Genomic DNA, 18,162 nt, shown 5'->3' with positions numbered 1-18,162 from the left:
TCAGGCGAACTCGCCGCGGGCCGCCGCGGGCTCAGGTACTCGCCGCGGGCTCGTCGGGGCGGCCGGCGGTTCAGCGCGGCACGAGCCCGGTGAGCCGCGCCGTCAGCCGCTCGACGGGGCCCACACCGAGGAGCCGCCACCACAGCACGGCGGCCGCGCACAGCCCGAGCACGAGGGCGAGAGCGGCGAGCGGAGTGTCGGCGGAGTAGCCGAGGCCCGCCCGCGCGAGCGCCGCGACGAGAGCGACCTGCAGCACGTAGACCGAGAGCGCGAGCGTGCCGATCGCCCGGAGCGGCACCAGCAGCCGCTGGACCGCGGTGGAGCGCGACGTGGTCAGCAGCACCACCGCCACGTAGGCCAGGAGCACGAGCCCGAGGTCGTGCAGGGTGTCCGGGAGGCTGCCGGAGGGCGACTCCACGCCGAGCAGGAGCGCGACCAGCGGCCGCACCGGATACGCGACGACCGCGACCGTCGCGAGCACCGGCAGCAGCCGGTCCCGCTGCGCGCCGTGCCGCAGCAGCAGGGCTCCGAGGAGGAAGAAGGGGAGCAGGTTGGTCGCGCGGTAGCTCGGCCCGGTGAAGAGCCAGAGGGCGAGCGGAGAGCCGGATGCGGCGGCGGCGACCGCGGCGTTCGCGGGCCCGGCGGCGAGCGCGATCACGGCGGCCAGCGCGGCGATCGTCCGGGAGCGGAGGAGGAGCAGCGGCGTGCCGAGCACGAGCACGACGCCGAGGTACTGCAGCACGATCGCGATCCAGCTGCCCCAGGTCTCGAGCCAGACGCCGAGCGCCACGAGCACCGCGCTGCGGATCGCGTTCCGCAGCAGCACCCGCCCTGGCGAGGCACCGGGCCGCGCGAGCACCAGGGCCGCCGACATCCCCATCACCAGCGCGAACAGCGGCGACGCGAGATCGTTGACGTTCCACGCCAGGAACCCGACGACCCCCGTGCGGGCGCTCGGCACGAGCGGCATCGCGTGCGCGACGAGCATGGCCGCCACCGCCACTCCGCGCAGCACATCGGGGGCGACCAGTCGGTCGTGCCGGAGTCGCGGAGCCGTCGCAGTCATCCCGCGAGAGTAGGCGCGGCCCCGCCGCCGCGCCCCGCGCGAGCGCACCTCGCGCCACCGGCCGTCCGCCGGGCCGTCGGCCGCGGCGCCGCCCGCCCCGCCGACGTGCGCTGCTGTCCGCTCCGCTCCGTCGGCCCGGCCTCCGGCCGCTCGCTCCCAGCCGTCGCTGACCGGGCGCGGCGCCGCCCGCCCCCGCCCACGCGCGCTGCTGTCCGCTCCGCTCCGTCGGCCCGGCCTCCGGCCGCCCGCTCCGATCCGTCGCTGACGGCCCGTTCCGTCCCCCCGCACGGGCCGTTCGTGACGGATCGACGCCCGGCGCCCTCCGGCAGGCCCGCGCTCGCTCCGCATGCGGCGCCCAGGCGCGCCCGGCCCGCTCCGATCCGTCGCGGACGGCCCGTCCTGCGCTCCTCCGCGGGCCGTGAGCGATGGATCAGCGCCCGCCCGCGCCGCCGCCTCGCGCGGATCCCCGCCGCGATGCCCCGTCCGTGCCCTCGGCCTGCTCCGATGCGTCACGAACGGCTCCTTCCGTCCTCCCGAAGCGACCGTTCGTGACCCCTCGGTGCCCGCTCGTCCGTACGCGCGCCCGCGCCGCCGCCTCGCGCTCGGCGCCGCCGCGACGTCCCGGCCTGCTCCGATGCGTCGCGAACGGCTCCTTCCGTCCTCCCGAAGCGACCGTTCGTGACCCCTCGGTGCCCGCTCGTCCGTACGCCCGCCCGCGCCGCCGCCTCGCGCGGATCCCCGCCGCGATGCCCCGGCCTCGCCCCGGCCTGCTCCGATGCGTCACGAACGGCTCCTTCCGTCCTCCCGAAGCGACCGTTCGTGACCCCTCGGCGCCCGCCCGCGCGCGAGCGGCCTGCGCTCGGCCCCCACCGAGCACGACCAGGCATGCTGGACGGATGACCGACGCCGCCCCGTCCCCCGACCGCCCGCGCCGTGCCCGCAGCCAGCACGTGCTCACCGTGCTGCGGACCGAGCGCCTCACCGGCCACCTCGTCCGCGTGCACCTCGGCGGCGACGGGCTCGACGCGTTCCTCGCCGAGTCCGACCCCGAGCGCCTCGCCGCGACCGACCGCTACGTGAAGCTCCTGCTCCCGCCGCGCGGCTCCGACCTCCAGCCGCCCTTCGACCTCGACGCGCTCCGGGCGAGCGTCGCCCCCGAGCAGCTGCCCGTGCGCCGCACCTACACCGTCCGCTCGGTCGACCTCGAGCGGCGCTCGATCGCCGTCGACTTCGTCGTGCACGGCGACGAAGGGGTGGCGGGACCGTGGGCGCTCGCCGCGGCTCCCGGCGACCGGATCGCCCTCTCCGCGCCCGGCGGCGCCTGGTCGCCGAGCGCCGAGGCCGTGCACCTGCTGCTCGGCGACGACTCCGCTCTGCCGGCGATCGCCTCCGCCCTCGAGGGGATGTCCGCGCACGCGCGCGGCCTGGTCCTGATCGAGGTCGACTCGGCCGCCGACGAGCTCGATCTTCCCGCTCCGGCCGGAGTGGAGGTGCGCTGGCTGCACCGCGGCGGTCTCGAGGCCGGCCGGGCGCTGGTCGCGGCCGTCCGGGCCGAGCCGAGGCCCGAGGGCGTGCTCGAGGTCTTCGCGCACGGCGAGCGCACCGCGATGAAGCAGCTGCGCGCCCTCCTGCAGGACGAGTGGGGCGTGGAGCGCCGGGCGCTCTCGCTCTCGGCCTACTGGGCTCTCGGCCGCGCCGAGGACCGCTTCCAGGCCGAGAAGCGCGAGCCGGTCGGCGCGATCTTCGCCGACTGACGCGGGAGCGCACTCCGTCCGCACACCTCCGGGAAGGGACCAGCCTCGGACCCACCTCTACTCCGGTCCCCACGACCGGACCGTCCGATGGCGGTCCGGCCCTGCGAGCCTCGCGCCCGCCGCCCCCGCCGTTCTGCGGGCTGCTCGACCGACACGATGAGGAGAGCCCCCGTGGGAGTGCTGATCTTCGGCGCCTGGCGGCGCCGGATCGAGTTCGAGGACCGGACGCTCGCGCACGTGCGGATCGCCGTGCGCGCGCGGATGGAGCAGGGACAGCCGTTCCGCTTGACCTGGAGGACGCTGCAGGAGTCGGAGCCGCGCTCGCACGCGATCCTCGTGCAGCCGAACGCGGTGCTGGAGTACCGATTCGATCGTCCCCGTCTGCACGCCGTGAACCGCCTCTGGCTGCGCGAGCTCCTCACCCCCGCGTCCGGGCGCGACATGGGCGTCGCCGCCGAGCCCGAGCAGGCGCCGCTCCTCGGTGACGACCGTCCGTCCCCGGTTCCCGAGGGAGGGCTCGCGGCCTAGTCGGAGCGGAGCCCCTCACTGCCGGGCGAGGCCGACCGGGAGCCCGCCCGCGAGGGCGGCGGCGGATCCGAAGATCAGCGCCCCCACCCCGCCGAGGGCGGTGGCGACGACGGTGTTCAGCACGGCTCCGACGAGCGCGAAGCCCAGCACGTTCGGCAGCGAGAGGATCGCGGCGAGGTGGACCTGATCGCCGACGACCTGCCCGAGGAGCGTGTCGGCCTGGGTGAAGAGGTCCGAGTGCACGAGCAGCGGATGGGCGACCAGGACGGCGACGAGGCCGAGCAGCGCGATCGCGAGGCCGAGCAGGAACGAGAGCTTCACGGCCGACCAGAAGTCGACGTGCACGAGCGCGAGGCGGAGCGGAGCCTGATCGCCGGCCGGCTTCCCGGAGCCGGTCATCGGGCGTCAGCGGCGCGCTGGTCGGCGGCGACGACGTCGACGACGACGAGGGCTGAGGCGGCGGCGGAAGCGAGGGCGCGGTTCACGAAGGTCTCCTTGGGCGGGACGGGCGCCGGGAGCAGAGGCTCGGCGGCGTTCTGCCAGAGTCCCGGGCCGGAGGAGTCCGGTGCGTCGTCCGGGAGTCGCGTCCGGTGCGCCTCGGGGATGACCGCGCGTCCGCTGCTCCCTCCGACAGCCCGCCACCCGCCGAGGGCCCCTCCTCTCCGGCGTGCGGTCGATGCGGATCGCCGCCTGCCGCTCGCAGGACCTCCCCCGCGCGGTGGATCCTGCCCGGACACGGAGCGCCGCGCAGGACGCCGCGGCCACCGCCCCAGCGGGACTCCCGCCGACACGGATGTTGCATCGCCGCCGCAGCCGGACATGTACCTGTGACTCCGCGAAAGGGGAACCATGAGCATCCGCTCCCGAGACGACTTCTCCGAGCTGTACCGCGCCCACTTCGACGACCTGCTCCGCTTCGTCCGCCGCCGCGCTCCCGCCGCGACGGTCGACGACATCGTCGGCGAGACCTTCCTCGCCGCCTGGCGTCGCCGGCAGGACCTGCCGGAGAACGTGCGGCCCTGGCTGTTCGGCACCGCCCGGCACGCGATCCTCAACGCCGCCCGCGGCGAGAACCGCCGGCAGGCGCTGGCCGTGCGGATCGGGACCCTCGCCCCGGAGGAGCAGGCCGACCCGTCGGTCGGCGACCGCCTCGACCTGGAGAGCGCGTGGAAGCGGCTGCCCCTCGCCGAGCAGGAGGCTCTGGCCCTCCACGTGTGGGAGGACCTCCCGCAGGCCGAGGCGGCGCAGGTGCTCGGCTGCTCCCGGGCCGCCTACGCGATGCGGCTCACCCGCGCGAAGCGGCGGCTGGCGGCGCTGCTCGCCCCCCTCGACTCCACCCTCCTCTCCGGCACGGCAGAACGGACCCTCTCATGACCGACCAGCTCCTCGACCTGCTCCGCGCCCACGACGCCGAGCCCCGCACCCCCCTCACCGCTGGCGAGGCCGCACGTCGGGACGCGCTCCTCGGCGAGATCCTGGTCAGCGAGGACGCGGCCGCTCCCCGTTTCTTCCGCCCCCGCGACTGGGCCGTCGCCGGCGCGGCGACCGTGCTCCTGGCCGCCGCAGCCGCAGCCGCGGTGATCGTCGTGGTCCCGGGTCTCATCCCCGGCACCGGCTCCGTCGGGCTGAACCGCGCGGTGCTCGCCTCCTGGACCGCGATCCCCGAGCGCCTCCTGCCGAGCTCCGAGCTCGGGCAGTCGGCGACGCAGTGGTGCGCGACGAACCTGCAGAGCCCCAACGGCGAGGCCGGGCCGGCGGAGGTCTCGCACCTCGACGCGCGCGGCGACGCCGCCTCGATGATCTACCGCTTCGACGACTCCCTCTACTACTGCCTCAGCGCCGGGAACGGCGCGGGGATGTGGGAGGTGGCGGACGCCGCACCGGTCGGCCCCCTCGCCGCGGACGCCGTCCAGCTCAGCTCGGCCGGCACCTTCGGAGAGGGGGACGCCGCTCTGATCTACGCGGTCGGCTTCGCGGGCGCGGACGTGGAATCGGTGGTGCTGAACGAGGCCGGCGTCGAGCCGGTCGTCGCGACCCTCGAGGGCGGCTCCTGGACCGCCTGGTGGCCCTCGTCCGACGGTCTCGCCGCCGGGCCCGCCGGCACGGTCACGATCACCACCCGGGACGGCTCGAGCCGCGAGGTCCCCGTCGACTCCCTCTACCGCCCGTGAGCGGGCCGCGGCACTCCCGTTCGGACGGGCCGGAGCGGGAGGGGACGGGTGCGCGCGTCCTGTCCACGCGCTTCACCGACGTCCACTATCTCGACGAGGGACCGGAGGACGGCACTCCGCTCGTGCTCGTGCACGGCTTCCCCGACGTCCCCGCCACCTGGGACGGCGTCCTGGAGCTGCTTCCCCCCGGGCTCCGGGTGGTGCGCCCCTTCCTGCGCACCCGCGCCTCCGGTGACGCGCTAGAGCGTCTCCGGCCGCGGACGGTCCGTGCCCACCCCGCGGACGCTCCTGCTGGAGGCCGCGAGGAGCGAGGCGACGAGGACGACCGCGGCGCAGCCGAGCAGGGTGCGGTCGAGCCCGACGAGGTCGGCGAGCGGGCCCACGAGCGCCTCCCCGAGCGGCACGGCGAGGAAGGAGCCGACCATGTCGTAGGAGTAGACCCGGGCGAGCGCCTCGCGGGGGACGTGGGTCTGCAGCGACTGGTCCCAGGCGATGGCGAAGATCTCGAGCGCGACTCCGCCGAGGGCGAAGGCGAGGAGGAGGGCGGGGAGCGCCGGGAGGATCCCGAGGGCGGCGACCGGGACGGCCGTCACCGCCATGAGGGCGACGCCCGCCCCGAGCGCCCGGCGGGGCCGCCAGCGCAGCGCGATCACGGCCCCGATCACCAGGCCGACGGTCTGCGCGGCGATCACGAGTCCCCATGCCGCTCGGCCGAAGGACCGGTCGGCGACGACCGGGCCGAGGACCGTGGTCGCGCCGACGAACGCGGCGTTGACGGCGGTGAACTGCGCCACGACGATCCACACCCAGCGCCGGCTCGTGAACTCCCGCCACCCCTCGCGGAGGTCGGCGAGGACGGAGGCGCCCGGGCCCGAGCGGACCGTCCGCGGCAGCCGCACACGGGAGTAGAGGACCGCGGCCAGGGCGAAGCCCGCGGCGTCGACCGCCAGCCCCCACCCGGGACCCACCAGTGCGACGAGCGCGGCCCCGCCCGAGGCGCCGACGATGCTCCCGGCGTTCAGGCCCAGGCGGAGCAGGGCGTTGGCCGGGCGGAGCTCGCCGACCGGCACCGTCTCGGGGACGAGGGCGGCCGCGGCGGGCAGGCTCATCGCCGCGACGGCGCCGTTGAGCACGCTGAGCACGACCAGGGCCGCGACGGTCGCTGTCCCCGTGATCACCGTCACGGCGACCGCGGCCTGAGTGGCCGCCGCCGCGAGCGAGGTGCCGACGAGGATCACGGAGCGGGGGAGCCGGTCGGCGAGGACGCCGCCGAGCAGCAGGACGGCGACGTTGGCGAGGGAGCGCGCGGCGACGACGAGTCCGAGGTCCGTCGGCGAGCCCGTCAGGTCCAGCACGGCGAAGGCCAGGGCGATCGGAGCGACGGCGTTGCCGAGGACCCCGGTCGTGCGGGCGGCGAGGAGCCAGCGGAAGGGGCCGTGCGCGAGAGGACCGTGCGCCAGCGGCCCGCGCCCGTCGCGGGTCACGGCCGGCGGAGCGGGAACATGGCGGTCGTCATCGACACCGGCGAGGTACCGGGCGTCCTCGGCGGCCGGGCCGCCGCGTGCAGCAGCGCGGACGCCTCCCCGACGTGCCGCACCACCCGCCGCCAGACCTCGGGGTCGACCCAGAGCTCCGCGTCCGTCGAGAGCTGAGGACCGTCCGCCCGGCTCGACGAGCGCCGCCGGAGCTCCTCGATCAGGGCCTCGAGGTGCAGGTCCCGCTCCTCCTCCGGCCCGGCGTCCACTGACGCGGTCACGTCGAAGGGCCTTCCGGAGGCCTCGTGCCGGTACCTCTTCGCCTCGCCGCCCCGCAGGCGCACGGTCTCGACGACGGCCACGAGCCCGGCGCGCTCCAGCACGCGGAAGTGGTAGCTCGCCGTCGCCTGCGACAGCTGCAGCTCGCGGGCGGCCTCCGCGGCGCTCATCGCCGCTCCCGTCACCAGGGACAGCAGGCGGAGGCGGATCGGATGCGCGGTGGCGCGCAGCTCGTCGAGAGAGGACATGCGGCCATGGTGACCGGCGGCTCCCGCACCGTCAAACAGGGCTTTGGGGGTCGGGCGGCGCTCACCGGGCCGCTCCGGTGCACATCGGCGGCGCTCGCCGGGCCGCTCTGACGAGCGATCCGGAGGGCCCACCGCTCTCCCCAGCGATCAGGGAGCGGGGCCCGGAGTCGTCCTCCGGGCCCCGTCGCTCAGACCTGGGCGGTGCCGCTGTCCTCGACCGGGCCGGACGCGTCCGACTCCTCGGTGATCTCGGTGTCGGTCTCGTCGGCGCGGTCGCGGAGCGCGTCGGCCATCGCGCCGGCGCCCTCGGCTCCGTGGTCGTGCTCGACCTGGTCGATCAGGCCGCCGAGCTTCTCGTCGTTGCTGGCGTCCTCGGCTCCGTCCATCACGGGGCTGTTCTGCTCGTTGTCGCTCATGGCGCTCCTCCTGGGTCGACCGGCCTCTGCGCCGGTGGTCCGACGCTACGCGCGCGGCCCGTGCGGTGCAGGTGATCGACGGGAATCGGCCGGTCCGCTATCGGGGTGCCGAGCGACGTTCCCGGTCATCCCCGAGTCGAGCGGATATCGCTTTCCACCCTCCGGAGAAGTGAGCGGATATCGCCTGTCGAATGAGCCCCTATCGCTTTCCAGCGAGGTGAACAGTTCTCTCAGAGAAGTGCCCCTCGGAGACCCTCCCTGCTATGATCGGGCGACTTCTGCACCAGGGACCGGGGGGTCGTTCTCGGCGGACGATCGATCATCCACACGCCTGTTATCTCGATCATCACCAGTGAAGGCGCGTATGGCTTCGTATCTCTTCGTCTGCTCCGGCGGCGGGCATCTCAAGGAGATGTTCGCGCTCTCGGGGCTCCTCGGAGTCGACCCGGAGGAGCAGCACTGGGCGACTGTCGACAGCGCCCTCAGCCGCACCCTCCTCGCCGACCGGCGCGTGACCCACCTCGCCGATCCGCCGCCCCGCGCCGTGGTGCCGGTGCTCCGCAACGCGATGATCGGCCGCTCCCTGCTGGCCCGCGGGTCCTTCGACGCCGTCTTCAGCACCGGCGCCAGCCCCGCCCTCTCCTTCCTGCCGCTCGCGGCCTCGCGCGGCATCCCCGCGCACTACATCGAGAGCGCCGCCCGCGTGCTCGGCCCGTCGATGACCGGTCGGATCCTCGCCCGGGTCCCCGCCGTCTCGACCTACACCCAGTACCGCTCCTGGGCCGACGACCGCTGGAGCTTCGGCGGCTCGATCTTCGACACCTACCGCGTCGAGGACGTCGTCCCGCAGCCGATCCGCCGCGCCGTGGTCTCGGTCGGCACGCAGGACGGCTACCCGTTCCCCCGCTTCTTCGCCGCGCTCGCGCCGCTGCTCGAGGGCGTGGAGGTGCTCTGGCAGACCGGAGCGAACGACGTCTCCGGGCTCGGGATCGACGGCCGCCACTCCGTGCCGCACGACGAGCTCAACGCCGCGATGAAGGCGGCCGACGTCGTCATCGCGCACGGGGGAGTGGGCACCGCGCTCAGCGCCATCGAGCAGGGCCGGGTGCCGATCCTGGTTCCGCGCCGCGCCTCGTTCGGCGAGCACGTCGACGACCACCAGGTGCAGATCGCCACCCGCCTGGCCGACTCCGGCCTCGCGGTCACCGTCGACATCGAGGGCCTCTCCCGCGAGACGCTCGAACTCGCCGCGGCGAGGCGGGTCGTCTCCGCCGATTCCGCCGTGCCCTTCGTGGTGCATGAGACGGCCGAGAAGTCCTCGGGCCTCTCCCGCCGTCTCTTCCCCTCCTCCCGCTGATCCCCGCCCGAGCGACCAGACGTGATGAGAACGACATCCACGCGTCATCCGCGGCCCGTACACTCTCGAATGGGTTGGGGGGCCGGACGTCACTTCATGTGCGTCGAATTCGGAATGGTCGGCCGACTCGACACTGATGGCGAAAGCTCCGAAGGATTCTCGATATGACTGACACCCCGCGCGGCCTCTCGCGCCGCCTCCTGCTCGCCGCCTCCGCTGTCGGAGCCGCCGCGACCGCCTCCGCTCTCGTAGCGACCCCGGCGCTCGCCGCGCCGAACTACAGCGTGATCCCGAAGCTTCCGGGCGAGGTCTCGCGCCTCGACACCGCGTTCTCGAAGAACGGCAGGAAGCCTTACGAGATCATCGATGTGAAGATCGGCGGCGACTCCACCCGCCTCTTCGTCCCGCACTCGGCGAAGCCGAAATCAGGCTCCTCGGTGCCGGTCGCCTGGTTCTACCACGCCAGCGGCAGCGACTACACGTCGCTCTACTTCGCCTACAGGTACTCGGCCGATCCACTCGTCGACCTGGGCTTCGTCAGCATCTGCCCGGACTTCGGCGGTCCGAGCAACTACACCAACCCCACGGCGCTCGCCGTGCAGACGGCCGCCACGGCCTGGGTGCAGAACCTCTGGGACGTCCGCGCGAGCTTCCTCCGCTCGAACTCCGGCGGCGGAGCGATGATGTGCTGGGCCTACGCGAAGAAGATGGTGCCGAACATCTACGGGGCGTACCACGCCAGCAGCGTCTTCGACGTCGAGGACCTCGCGGCGCGCGATACCAGTCCGTCGAACCGCGTTCTCGCCGTGTACGGGGGAGACCGGGCGCTGATGCGCGCGACCAACCCCGCCCGGCTGCCGCAGGACGCGTGGAAGGGCATGCGTCTGCGCGTCAGCGCCGGCACGGCCGACAAGCTCGCTCCCGCCGAGCTCCACGGCGGACGCCTGCGTCGCCTGGCGCTCCCCGTCGCCAAGGAGGCGACGATCGCGTACCACAGCGGCGCCGAATTCGATAATGGTCACGTCGTACCGGAGTTCACCAACAAGGACTCGGTCGGGACCTTCCGCCGCTGGCTCCAGGAGGGCCCCGCCTGATCCGCGGCAGGACCGACGCGACCCCTCCTCCCCGGGGGTCGGCGCCAGGGTCGAGCAGTGGAGGAGGAGGGCACGGCATCGCAGGCGTCCCAGCCGCCGAGAGGCGGCTCGCGAGGGCATCGCGATCCTCATCGAGGCCGACGGGACCACTCCCGTGAGTGCCGCACCGCCCGCCCCCTCCTCCACCACTCCGCTCCGACGCCAGAAGGACTCCCTGACGTGATCGACATCCTCCCGCGACGACTCCTCGTCGGCGCGCTCTTCTCGGTCGCCCTGGTGATCGTCCTCGGGATGGGGTACATCTTCTCGACCCGGGAGCCGGCCACCGGCCTCCTGGTGATCGCCGCCGGAGTCGGCGGCATCGTCGGGGCCTGGGTGCTGCTGCGGGTCCCCGCGCACTGGCTGCCGGCGATGGCGCTCGCGTTCTTCGCGCTCGTCCCGACGCCGCTGACCCCCTCGACCCTGACGTTCCGCATGACGCTCTGGGCCGTCATCCTCGTGATCTGGGCGATCCGACGCGGGCTCGCTCCCGAGCTGTGGCGCGCCCCCGTCAAGGCGTGGACCCGCGAGCTCGTGCTCTCCCCGTGGCGGGCCGTGGTGATCCTCGCGTTCATCGCCCTCATGCTCTGGTCGGCCCTGGCGACGGTGCGCAGCTCCTACGCGACCGAGGGCGTCTCGTGGATGTTCAGCTTCGCGATCTGCGTGGGCGTGCCGATGCTCGTCTTCGACGCCCAGCGCGAGGCCGTGCTGCTGCGCAAGACGTGGGTGATCCTCTCGGGGCTGCTCGCCCTCTACGCCGCCCTCGAGCTGGTCGCGCAGAGCTCCCCGATCCTCGGTGCCGTCTACGGCGCCCTCGGCTACGAGCAGGACCAGCACTGGTCGCTCTACCGCGCCGAGATCACCTTCGGCCACCCGCTGCTCGCCGGCACCTTCCTCACGGTGGGCGCCGGTCTCGCGTTCGGCTCCTGGCTCCAGGGCTCCCGCAAGTCGGACCTGCTGCTGGGCATCCTGGCCTCGGGCGGCGTCGTCGCGACCGTCTCGCGCGGACCGATGGCGGCCATCGCCGTCGCGGTCGTCGTCGCGCTCGTCGCCGTGGGCTTCCTCAACCCGAACCGCTCGCTGCTCCGGCCCGGCTCGATCCTGATCGCCGGGCTCGTCGCGGGTGTCGGAGTCCTGAACTTCGAGCCCGTCACCGCCCGCAACAACAACCTCGACGCCTCCATCTCGGCCGGCGCCCGCGACCTCGCGGTGACCGTGTCGCTGAAGGCGGCCGAGCTCACGCACTGGCTCGGCTCCGGAGCGGCGACGTCCGGCATCAGCGGCAGGCGGTTCTCGGACGTCGTCATCGAGAACTCGTTCCTGCAGCTGCTGATCAGCGTCGGCATCCCCGGCCTGCTGCTCTTCGTGATCATGGTGGCCGCGATGTTCGGCGCCACGCTCAGCCGTCGCGACGTCGGTCCTGCGGCGGGCCTGCTCGGCTTCATGGTCTGCCTCGCCGGCTACAACGCCATCGACGCGGTCCGCCCCAGCCACCTGCTCCTGGGATTCCTCGTCATCATCTGCCTCAACCCGGTGCACGTCCCCGACTTCTCGAAGGGCATCCGGATGCGCCAGCCCCTCGGGGCGAGGATCTTCGACGCGCCGATGGCCGTCGGGATGCGGGGCGAGCGATGAGCCGCCTCGCCCGCAGGAACGACTCGTCGCCGGCCGCGCTCGTCGTCCAGCAGTCGCTCGCGCCGCCGGACTCGACCACGCAGTACGTCGACTCGATCGTCGACGGCCTGGCGCCCGGCGTCGAGCTGCTGTTCTTCTCCTGGCGCAGCGCCCTGCTCGCCGACTACGACGTGCTGCACGTGCACTGGCCCGAGCTGATGATCCGCGGCCGCAGCCCGCTGCACCGCTTCCTCCGCCGCCGCGCCCTCGACGTGCTGCTGGTGCGCCTCGCGCTCCAGCGCATCCCGCTCGTGCGGACGGTGCACAACCTGCACCCGCACGAGCTCGGTCCCGCCGCCGAGCGCCGCTCGCTGGCCCGGGTCGACCGCGCGACCGACCTGTTCGTCCGCCTGAACCCGACGACCGTCGCTCCCGGCCGGGCGCCCGCCGTCACCGTGCTGCACGGCCACTACCGCGACCAGTTCGCGCAGCACCCGCTGCCCGAGCGCGAGCACGGCCGCGTCCTCTACTTCGGCATCATCCGCCCGTACAAGGGCGTCGTCGAGCTGATGGACGTGTTCCGCGGCGTGGAGGACGACTCCCTCTCCCTGCACGTGGTCGGCAGCCCCAGCCCGGGCCAGCGCGAGCTGGTCGAGGAGCGGGCCGCCCGCGACACCCGGGTGCGCACCACGCTCCGCCGGGTCGACGACGCCGAGATGGTCGACGAGATCGGCCGGGCCGAGCTGATCGTCCTTCCCTACCGCGAGATGCACAACTCCGGCTCGATCCTGGTCGCCCTGTCGCTCGGCCGGCCGATCCTGGTGCCTCGCACGCCCACCAACACGGCCCTGGCCGAGGAGGTCGGCAGCGACTGGGTGATCGAGTACGACGGCGAGCTCACCCCCGAGCTGATCACCGCCGCTCTCGAGCGCACGCGCACCCGGCCGCCGGAGGGGCTCCCCGCCCTCTCCGGTCGAGACTGGGACGTGCTCGGACTCCAGCTCAAGAAGGCCTACGAGGGCGCGATCGCCACCAAGAAGGGCTCGACCCGATGACCGGGACCACGCAGAAGCCGTCACCGAGCCTCAGCCGCTCGGCGAGCCGCGGCGCCGCCGTCACCATCGGCGGGCAGGCGATCCGCATCGCCGTCCAGCTGGGCGGCATCGTCATCCTCGCGCGCCTGCTCTCGCCGGCCGACTACGGCCTGCTCGCGATGGTCACGGCGATCATCGGCATCGGCGAGATCTTCCGCGACTTCGGCCTCTCCTCCGCCGCCATCCAGGCGAAGGAGATCACGCCGGGCCAGAAGAGCAACCTGTTCTGGATGAACTCGGGCATCGGCCTCACCCTCACCCTGGTGGTCATCGCGGCCTCCTGGCCGATCGCCGCCCTCTACGGCGACGACCGGCTCCAGCTGCTGACCGTCGTGCTCTCCTCGACGTTCCTCCTCAACGGAATCTCGACGCAGTTCCGCGCCGACCTCGCCCGTCACCTCCGCTTCGTGAAGATCACCCTGGTCGACATCGTCGCCCAGGTGCTGGGCCTCGTGGTCGGCGTGCTGATGGCGCTCGGCGGCGCCGGCTACTGGGCGCTGGCCGGGAGCCAGATCGTGCAGCCGCTCATCAGCGTGCTGATGCTGGTCTTCATCACGGGCTGGCGTCCCGGCCGCTACCGCCGCGGCGAGGCGATGGGCCACTTCCTCCGCTACGGAGGCGGCGTCTTCGCGACCCAGGCGCTGACCTACGTGAGCAAGAACGTCGACTCCGTCATCATCGGCGCGCGCTTCGGCCCGGTCGACCTCGGCCTCTACAACCGCGCGTTCCAGCTGATGATGCTGCCGCTGCAGCAGTTGAACTCTCCGGTGCAGCGCGTGGCACTGCCCGTGCTGTCCAAGCTGCAGGACGAGCGCGAGCGGTTCCGCACGTTCATCCTCTTCGGCCAGTCGGCGATGCTGACGGCGATGGGCCTCGTGCTCGCCGTCCTCGGCTCCCAGTCCGACTCGGTCATCCGGATCCTGGTGGGGGAGCGCTGGCTCGCCTCGGTCCCGATCTTCCAGATCCTGCTCGTGGCCGGGTTCTTCCAGGCCACGGCGTACTGCTCCAACTGGGTGTTCCTCGCCAAGGGTCTCGTGCGCCAGAGCGTCTGGTACAGCCTGGCGACCCGCCCGCTGATGGTCGTCCTGATCCTGCTCGGCTCCAACTGGGGAGTGACGGGCGTCGCGGTCGCGTACGCCGGCTCGCTCGCCCTCACCTGGCCGACCGCGCTGATCTGGATCGGCCGCACCTCCGATGCCCCCGTCCGCGAGATGTTCACCAACGGCCTCCGCAGCGGCATCACGTTCGGATCGATCACGGTGGGCGCCTACTTCTCCACCGTCTGGATCGCCGCCGACCAGCCCGTCCTCCGCCTCCTCCTGGGCGGCGCCGCCGTCCTGGTCGGGGTCGGGCTCTGGATGCTGATCCTCCCCGCGTTCCGCCGCCAGATCCTCAGCCTCGCCGACCTGCGCCGCCACTTCCGCCGCAGCCGCCCGGCCGCCGCTCCGGCCCCGGCCACGGTCGACGCCATCAGCCCCACCGGCGACAGCGCGCTGGTCGACGGAGCCGTCACGGCCGGCATCCCCGACTCCGAGCGGCCTCCCGCCGCCGTTCCTCCCACCGAAAGAGATCGATGAAACTCAAGCTCGGCGTCGTCAAGTCCTGGAAGAAGGACTTCGTCACGACGACCCGCCTGCCCGCCCGACGCGACGCGGCGGTGCTCCGCGCCGCCCTCGCGGACCTCCGACCCGAGCCCGAGTCTCACCTCGTGATCGCCGCTCCCGGCAGCGGCAACATCGGCGACCAGGCCATGCTGGAGGCGTTCCTCGAGAACACCACCGGCCCCGTCGTGGTCGTCCAGCGCTACGCCGGCGACGTCGTGATCCCCGAGGAGCAGGCCGACCGGGTCGAGGTCGTCGAGCTCCCGCACCTGGTCTACGGAGTGGGCGACGCGCACGCCGCCGATCTCCGCGCCTACGCCGCGCTGATCCGCCGCGCCCGCTCGGTCTCGGTCGTCGGCGCCGACATGATGGACGGCAAGTACAGCCTCCGCGGCTCGGTCCGCCGCTCCCTGCTCGCGCAGGCCGCCGCCGAGGCAGGGGTGCCCACGCGCGTCCTCGGCTTCTCCTGGAACGCGGCGGCCCGCCTCGCCGCCCGCCGCTCCCTGATCGCCGCCTCCCGCGCCGGCGTCGTCCCGATGCTCCGCGACCCGCTCTCGGCGGAGCGCGCCCGGAGCATCGGCGTGCAGCGCGTCGAGGAGGTCACCGACATCGTCTTCTCGGCGCGCACCCGCGACCGCAGCTTCCGCGAGGATCTGGGACTGCCCGAGGGCGTCCCCTTCGCGCTCGTGAACGCGAGCGCCCTCGTCGCCGGCATGGTCGACCAGGTGCCGGAGTACGAGCGCATCGTCGACCGCCTGCGCGCGGCCGGCGTTCACGTCGTGCTCCTCCCGCACGTCTCCCGCCCCATCGGCGACGACAAGGTGGCCGTCCGCGCGGTCGCCGAGCGCGTGGGAACCGAGGGCGTCACCGTCGTCGACCGCGTGCTCATGCCCGCCGAGATCCGCGGCCTCGCCGAGGACGCCCTGCTGACCGTCACCGGGCGGATGCACCTCGCGATCATGTCGCTCTCGCTCGGCGTCCCCGCGATCACCCTCGCCACCCAGGGCAAGGTCGAGGGCATCATGCGCCTCATCGGCCTGCCGCAGCTGTGCGTCGAGCCGGTCCCCGGCTTCGCCGACCGCGTCCTCCCGGTGATCGACCGCATCCTCGCGGAGCCGGGCGACGGCGGCGTGCGCGCCACCATCGACGCGGCCATGCCCGAGGTGCGCCGCCTCTCGGCGCTCAACACCCGCGGCCTCGGCGCGGAGGTCGTGCGATGAGCGCGGCGCAGGAGAAGGGACCGCGCATGCGGATCATGTTCGTCGTCACGTCGCTGCACGGCGGCGGGGCCGAGTTCGTCGCCCGCACCTGGATGGGCTGGCTCCTCGAGCAGGGCCACCACGTCGACGTGGTCACCACCTCGGTGAAGGGCACCGACGAGTACCTCCCCGAGGGCGCGGTGCTGCACCGCATCGGCGAGGGCAAGGGCCACGTCGGCAAGGCGCGGATGCTCAAGGAGCTGTTCCGCCGCCGCACCCCCGACGTCGCGGTCGCCCTGCAGGGCTACCCGAACATCGTGCTCCTGGCCTCGGCCGAGATGACCGCGAAGGCGGACCGCCCGAAGACCATCGTGAGCGAGCGCAACCTCGTCTCGCTCGGCATCCCGGGCTTCTCGAGGACCCAGAAGGTGCAGCTCGGGCTCGCCAAGACGCTCTACCGCCGCGCCGACCACGTCATCGCGATCTCGCACCCCGTCGCGGGCGAGCTCGTCGCCGGCTTCGGCGTCTCGGGCGAGCGCTGCACCGTCGTGCCGAACCCGGCGACCGCCAAGGTCGACCGCTCCCGCCAGGTCTCGCGCACCCCCGGCACTGCGGCGGGCCTGCAGATCGTGCTGCCCTGCCGCCTCGTCGTCCAGAAGCGACCCGAGCTCGCGATCCTCGCGGCCGAGGAGCTGGAGCGCCGCGGCATCCCCGCGAAGGTCGTCTCCTTCGGCGGCGGCCCGCTGCTCGGCAGCATGAAGGCGGAGGCGACCGCGCGCGGCGTGGACTTCCAGGACATGGGCTGGGTCGAGGACTGGTTCCACCACTTCGACGAGAACGCCGTCGTGCTGCTCCCGTCGCTGCGCGAGGGCTTCGGCAACGTGCTGGTCGAGGCGGCCGCCGCCGGCGTCCCCTCGGTCGCCGTGTCCGGGGCGCTCGGAGTCGCGGACGCGATCGTCCCCGGCCTGACCGGCGAGCTCGCGCTCACCCCCTCCGCCTCCGACCTCGCCGACGCGCTGATCCGCGCGAGCGAGCTCGAGATCACCGGCATCGACCGCTGGCTCGACCGCTTCTCGCTGGAGTCCAGCGGCCGCGACCTCGAGACGGTGCTCCGCCGGGTCGTGGGGCAGAAGTGACCCTCGTCTCGGTGGTGGTCCCGGCGCACCAGGAGGAGGCGCACCTCGCCTCGGCCCTGGAGCGCCTGCTGCGGCAGACCCACGCCGAGCTCGAGATCCTCGTGGTCGACGACGCCTCGACCGACGGGACCGAGGCGATCGGCCGCGCGTTCGCCGAGGAGCACGAACGGATCCGCTACCTCCGCCAGGACGAGAACCAGGGCGTCGCGGCCGTTCGCGAGCGCGCTGTCGGCCAGGCCGCCGGCGAATGGGTCTGGCTGGTCGACGCCGACGACGAGTGGCCGGAGACCGCGGTCGAGGCCATGCTCACCGCGGGGGAGGCGGGCCCCGCCGACGTGGTGGTCGCCCAGGCGGTCACGGTCGACGCCACCGGATCCACGCCCGTCGGCTCCCTGCGCGGCCCGCTCGCGCTCTCGGGCCGGGGCGCCTTCACCGCGCTCCTGGTCGGGGAGCTGACCGGGCACCTCTGGAACAAGTTGTTCCGCCGCGAGCTGTTCGACGGCATCGACTTCACGCGGATCCGCCAGCACTCGGACCAGGCGCAGGTCGCGCAGCTGCTCGCCGCGGCCGACGAGGTCGTCGTCGTCCCCGACTCCGTCTACGAGTACCGCCTCCGCTCCGGCTCGATCATCCGCTCGGGCGCGAAGCGCGCCGACTCGCTCGCCGGGCTCGCCGCCGTGATCGAGCGGACGGCCCGCGGGCTCGACCCGCGCCTCCTCGACTCGCAGGACTACTCCTACTACCGCGCGCGCTTCTCCCTGCTCTCCCGCTTCAAGGACGCCACCTCGGGCGCGCACAGCCCCGAGGAGGCCGACCGGCTCTGGCGGGCCGCGCACGACGAGGCGGGGCTCCGGCACCTGGTCGCGCTCGTGCGCCGGCGCGACCTCAAGCGCTCCGTCCTCTTCGGGCTCGCCGCCGCGGCGCCCGCGCTCTACCGAGCGGCGATGAGCGCCGGGAACGGACGCCGGTGACCGTCGTCTCCATGGTGAGCGGAGTCGCCGGAGTGCGCTTCCCGGCAATCGAGTCCTCGTCACTATTCCGTCGAATGTGCGGCGCGGACGATACACCCTTAGTCTTGATCCTCGGTCGCA

17 protein-coding genes are annotated in these 18,162 nt (G+C 73.6%); 12 read left to right on the top strand and 5 right to left on the bottom strand.

All coding sequences use genetic code 11. From position 1 onward, the window contains the following. Window positions 1–70: 70 nt before the first annotated feature. On the bottom strand, window positions 71–1,066 hold the full coding sequence (locus C5C36_RS03310) for a DUF418 domain-containing protein (protein ID WP_146085298.1): 996 nt from the start codon (window positions 1,064–1,066) through the stop codon (window positions 71–73). 896 nt (window positions 1,067–1,962) lie between these two features. Here C5C36_RS03310 and C5C36_RS03305 point away from each other — a divergent pair. Both C5C36_RS03305 and C5C36_RS03300 read left to right on the top strand, forming a co-directional pair. Next, the gene (locus C5C36_RS03305; RefSeq protein WP_104309256.1) at window positions 1,963–2,820 is read left to right on the top strand and encodes a siderophore-interacting protein; all 858 of its coding nucleotides are present in this window, start codon (window positions 1,963–1,965) and stop codon (window positions 2,818–2,820) included. Window positions 2,821–2,991: 171 nt separating this feature from the next. Next, a complete protein-coding gene (locus C5C36_RS03300) occupies window positions 2,992–3,348 on the top strand; it encodes a hypothetical protein (RefSeq protein ID WP_104273269.1) in 357 nt (118 codons plus the stop codon). 15 nt (window positions 3,349–3,363) lie between these two features. Here C5C36_RS03300 and C5C36_RS03295 read toward each other — a convergent pair whose 3' ends face one another. Further along, on the bottom strand, window positions 3,364–3,747 hold the full coding sequence (locus C5C36_RS03295) for a DUF3566 domain-containing protein (protein ID WP_104273268.1): 384 nt from the start codon (window positions 3,745–3,747) through the stop codon (window positions 3,364–3,366). A 450-nt stretch (window positions 3,748–4,197) separates the two neighbouring features. Between C5C36_RS03295 and C5C36_RS03290 the strand changes: the two genes are divergently transcribed. Both C5C36_RS03290 and C5C36_RS03285 read left to right on the top strand, forming a co-directional pair. Next, a complete protein-coding gene (locus tag C5C36_RS03290; protein WP_104263229.1) occupies window positions 4,198–4,722 on the top strand; it encodes an RNA polymerase sigma factor in 525 nt (174 codons plus the stop codon). Beyond that, window positions 4,719–5,519: a hypothetical protein gene (locus tag C5C36_RS03285; RefSeq protein WP_104309255.1), complete on the top strand. Its 801-nt coding sequence runs from the start codon at window positions 4,719–4,721 to the stop codon at window positions 5,517–5,519. Before C5C36_RS03290 ends, C5C36_RS03285 begins: the two co-directional genes overlap by 4 nt. A 239-nt stretch (window positions 5,520–5,758) precedes the next feature. On the opposite strand, the gene C5C36_RS03280 is transcribed toward C5C36_RS03285, so the two are convergent. The 3 genes from C5C36_RS03280 to C5C36_RS03270 all read right to left on the bottom strand — a co-directional run bounded on the left by C5C36_RS03280 (window position 5,759) and on the right by C5C36_RS03270 (window position 7,937). Next, window positions 5,759–7,003 carry an MFS transporter gene (locus C5C36_RS03280; protein WP_258069188.1) on the bottom strand — a complete coding sequence of 415 codons (1,245 nt, stop codon included), beginning with the start codon at window positions 7,001–7,003 and terminating at the stop codon, window positions 5,759–5,761. Continuing rightward, window positions 7,000–7,521, bottom strand: a complete 522-nt coding sequence (locus C5C36_RS03275; protein WP_104260669.1) for a helix-turn-helix domain-containing protein — start codon at window positions 7,519–7,521, stop codon at window positions 7,000–7,002. The genes C5C36_RS03280 and C5C36_RS03275 overlap by 4 nt, the downstream gene beginning before the upstream one ends. A gap of 188 nt (window positions 7,522–7,709) precedes the next feature. Further along, complete coding sequence (locus C5C36_RS03270; RefSeq protein WP_104222474.1) at window positions 7,710–7,937, bottom strand: hypothetical protein; 228 nt, start codon at window positions 7,935–7,937, stop codon at window positions 7,710–7,712. A 364-nt stretch (window positions 7,938–8,301) separates the two neighbouring features. On the opposite strand from C5C36_RS03270, the gene C5C36_RS03265 reads away from it, so the two are divergent. From C5C36_RS03265 to C5C36_RS03230, 8 genes are all read left to right on the top strand, one after another. Further along, the gene (locus C5C36_RS03265; protein WP_104260670.1) at window positions 8,302–9,294 is read left to right on the top strand and encodes a glycosyltransferase; all 993 of its coding nucleotides are present in this window, start codon (window positions 8,302–8,304) and stop codon (window positions 9,292–9,294) included. A 164-nt stretch (window positions 9,295–9,458) separates the two neighbouring features. After that, on the top strand, window positions 9,459–10,388 hold the full coding sequence (locus C5C36_RS03260) for a S9 family peptidase (protein ID WP_104309253.1): 930 nt from the start codon (window positions 9,459–9,461) through the stop codon (window positions 10,386–10,388). A 219-nt stretch (window positions 10,389–10,607) separates the two neighbouring features. Beyond that, window positions 10,608–12,062: an O-antigen ligase gene (locus C5C36_RS03255; RefSeq protein WP_104269486.1), complete on the top strand. Its 1,455-nt coding sequence runs from the start codon at window positions 10,608–10,610 to the stop codon at window positions 12,060–12,062. Further along, window positions 12,059–13,096, top strand: coding sequence for a glycosyltransferase (locus tag C5C36_RS03250; protein ID WP_104267447.1), 1,038 nt, complete (start codon window positions 12,059–12,061; stop codon window positions 13,094–13,096). The genes C5C36_RS03255 and C5C36_RS03250 overlap by 4 nt, the downstream gene beginning before the upstream one ends. Then, entirely contained in the window at window positions 13,093–14,712 is a 1,620-nt protein-coding gene (locus tag C5C36_RS03245) for a lipopolysaccharide biosynthesis protein (protein WP_104288121.1), read from the top strand. Before C5C36_RS03250 ends, C5C36_RS03245 begins: the two co-directional genes overlap by 4 nt. Further along, window positions 14,709–15,956: a polysaccharide pyruvyl transferase family protein gene (locus C5C36_RS03240; protein ID WP_104288120.1), complete on the top strand. Its 1,248-nt coding sequence runs from the start codon at window positions 14,709–14,711 to the stop codon at window positions 15,954–15,956. Before C5C36_RS03245 ends, C5C36_RS03240 begins: the two co-directional genes overlap by 4 nt. Beyond that, window positions 15,953–17,071, top strand: a complete 1,119-nt coding sequence (locus C5C36_RS03235) for a glycosyltransferase (protein ID WP_104222481.1) — start codon at window positions 15,953–15,955, stop codon at window positions 17,069–17,071. Before C5C36_RS03240 ends, C5C36_RS03235 begins: the two co-directional genes overlap by 4 nt. After that, window positions 17,068–18,042: a glycosyltransferase family 2 protein gene (locus C5C36_RS03230; RefSeq protein WP_104309252.1), complete on the top strand. Its 975-nt coding sequence runs from the start codon at window positions 17,068–17,070 to the stop codon at window positions 18,040–18,042. Before C5C36_RS03235 ends, C5C36_RS03230 begins: the two co-directional genes overlap by 4 nt. Window positions 18,043–18,162 lie beyond the last annotated feature (120 nt).

It is taken from the genome of Rathayibacter sp. AY1G1 (assembly GCF_002932095.1).
GTDB lineage: Bacteria > Actinomycetota > Actinomycetes > Actinomycetales > Microbacteriaceae > Rathayibacter.
Note: the sequence above shows the minus strand (reverse complement) of the source record. Positions and strands in the feature narration are given on the sequence as shown.